The sequence below is a fragment of the Rubrivirga sp. genome, from assembly GCF_049648075.1.
Classification (GTDB): Bacteria; Bacteroidota; Rhodothermia; order Rhodothermales; family Rubricoccaceae; genus Rubrivirga.
Genome location: NZ_JBARYR010000670.1, coordinates 1 through 2071, shown reverse-complemented (window position 1 = coordinate 2071; position 2071 = coordinate 1). Strand labels below are relative to the sequence as shown.

The following is a 2071-nucleotide window of genomic DNA, read 5'->3' as shown; positions in this document are numbered from 1 at the left end:
CCGACAACCTCCTCCTGATGGGCCGCGTGGGCAAGACCCATGGCGTCCGCGGCGAGATCAAAGTGGCCCCCGAGACCGACGGCCCCGAGCGGTTCGCCGACCTCGAGGTCGTCCACATCGGAAAAAGCGCGGCGTCCGCGCAGCGGTTCGCCCTCGAGGGCGTCCGCTTCCAGTACCCCAAGGGCCGTACGACGGTGCTCTTGGCTCTCGAGGGCGTCGACTCGGTCGAGGCCGCGGCCGACCTGCGCGGCTCGCTCGTCTGGGCCGACCCCGCCGACCTTCCCGCCCTCGAGGACGGCGAAGCGTTCCTGCACGATCTCGTTGGCCTGACGGTCATCGAGGTCGATGATGACGGAGCCGAGGTCGCGGAGATCGGGACGGTGCGCGACTTGTACGACGGCGCGCAGCTTCTCTTCGCCGTCGACCGGCCCGGCAAGTCCGAGGTCCTGATCCCGGACGTCGACGAGTTCGTCGTCCGCACCGACCTCGAGGCGCGGCGCCTCTACGTCAAGCCCATCGAGGGACTGCTCGAGTAGGTGTCGGGGACTGGGGATTAGGGGTTTGGGTTCGCATGCCGCACTCCCCCTAAAACCCAACCCCAAACCCCAACCCTCATGATTCGATTCGATCTCGTTACCTCGCTTCCTGATCTCGTGCGGAGTCCGCTCGAGCACTCGATCCTGAAGCGTGCCCAAGACAAGGGGCTCGTCGAGGTCGAGGTCCACGACCTGCGCGACTACGCGGAGGGCAAGTACCGGCAGATCGACGACGCGCCCTACGGCGGCATGGGCGGGATGGTACTGACGCCCGGCCCGCTGTTCGCCTGCGTCGAGGCCCTCGAGGCCGAGCACGGGCCGTACGACGAGGTCATCTTCCTGACGCCCGACGGCGAGACGCTCGATCAGCCGATGGCGAACGAGCTGTCGCTTCGAGGACGGCTCCTGCTGATCGCGGGGCACTACAAGAACATCGACCAGCGCGTCCGCAACACGATCGTCACGCGCGAGATCTCGGTCGGCGACTACGTGCTCTCGGGCGGCGAGCTGCCGGCGCTCATCCTGATCGACTCGATCGCCCGTCTCATTCCAGGCGTCCTGGGCGATGCCGGCTCGGCGCTCAGCGACAGCTTTCAGGACGGCTTGCTCGACGCGCCGAGCTACACGCGCCCCGCGTCCTTCCGCGGCCTCGACGTGCCGCCGGTCTTGATGTCCGGTGACCACGGCGCCATCCTGGAGTGGCGCGAGGCGCAGCGCCTGGAGCGCACCCGCACCCGCCGCCCCGATCTCTTGGCCGGTTCCGGCCTCGAGGGCGGCCTCACGGGCGAAGAATCCCCGTAGACCGCTCCACCGCGCGGTTCTGGCCGCGAAAACCCCTACTTTCATCAGTTCGCGCACTGTGCGCGCACCCACCCGATCCGAACTCGTTATGGCGACCGACCTCATGGGCCTCGTGGAGGCCACCCAACTCCGCGACGACCACCCCGACTTCTCGGCCGGTGACTCCGTCCGCGTCCACGTCCGCGTCATCGAGGGCGACAAGGAGCGGATCCAGATCTTCGAGGGCGTCGTGATCGCGATCCAGAACGGCGGCGTGGCCGAGTCGTTCACGGTCCGGAAGATCTCGAACGGCGTCGGCGTCGAGCGAATCTTCCCGTACGCGTCGCCCCGCGTCTCTAAGGTCGAGGTGACGCGCTACGGCCGCGTCCGCCGCGCCAAGCTGTACTACCTGCGCGGTCTCCGCGGCAAGGCCGCTCGCATCCAGGAGCGCCGCCGCAACTGAGGTGTCGGGGATTAGGGCTTAGGGGTTGGGGACGGCGACCCCTAACATCCAATCCCCACAACCCAATCCCTCCACACCCATGCGCCTCGCCGTCTGGCCTGTCGCGCCCGCCCGGGCGCTCGCGACCGCTCTCGCGGACCTCGTCACCGACATCGTCGAGGTCGAGCCCCACGAGGCCCGTCCCGCCCTCGAGGCCGGCGGCGTCGACCTGGCGCTCGTCCCGACGCTCGACGTTCTGCGCGCGCACGACGGCTTGGAGGTCGTGCCCGACATCGGGCTGGTCGGGGAAAGG

The 2071-nt window shown here is 68.7% G+C and carries 3 protein-coding genes and 1 pseudogene; all 4 read left to right on the top strand.

Features of this window, described 5'->3' with window-relative positions; translation table 11 throughout:
• Window positions 1–536 (top strand): ribosome maturation factor RimM (gene rimM, locus WBA11_RS18005; RefSeq protein ID WP_424522014.1); only part of this gene is annotated, 536 nt, incomplete at its 5' end.
• Between the two features lie 78 nt (window positions 537–614).
• A complete protein-coding gene (gene trmD, locus WBA11_RS18000) occupies window positions 615–1337 on the top strand; it encodes a tRNA (guanosine(37)-N1)-methyltransferase TrmD (RefSeq protein WP_424522013.1) in 723 nt (240 codons plus the stop codon).
• A gap of 103 nt (window positions 1338–1440) precedes the next feature.
• A complete protein-coding gene (gene rplS, locus WBA11_RS17995; RefSeq protein WP_424522015.1) occupies window positions 1441–1779 on the top strand; it encodes a 50S ribosomal protein L19 in 339 nt (112 codons plus the stop codon).
• A gap of 79 nt (window positions 1780–1858) precedes the next feature.
• Window positions 1859–2071 (top strand): annotated as a pseudogene (locus WBA11_RS17990) (hypothetical protein); the annotation flags it as partial.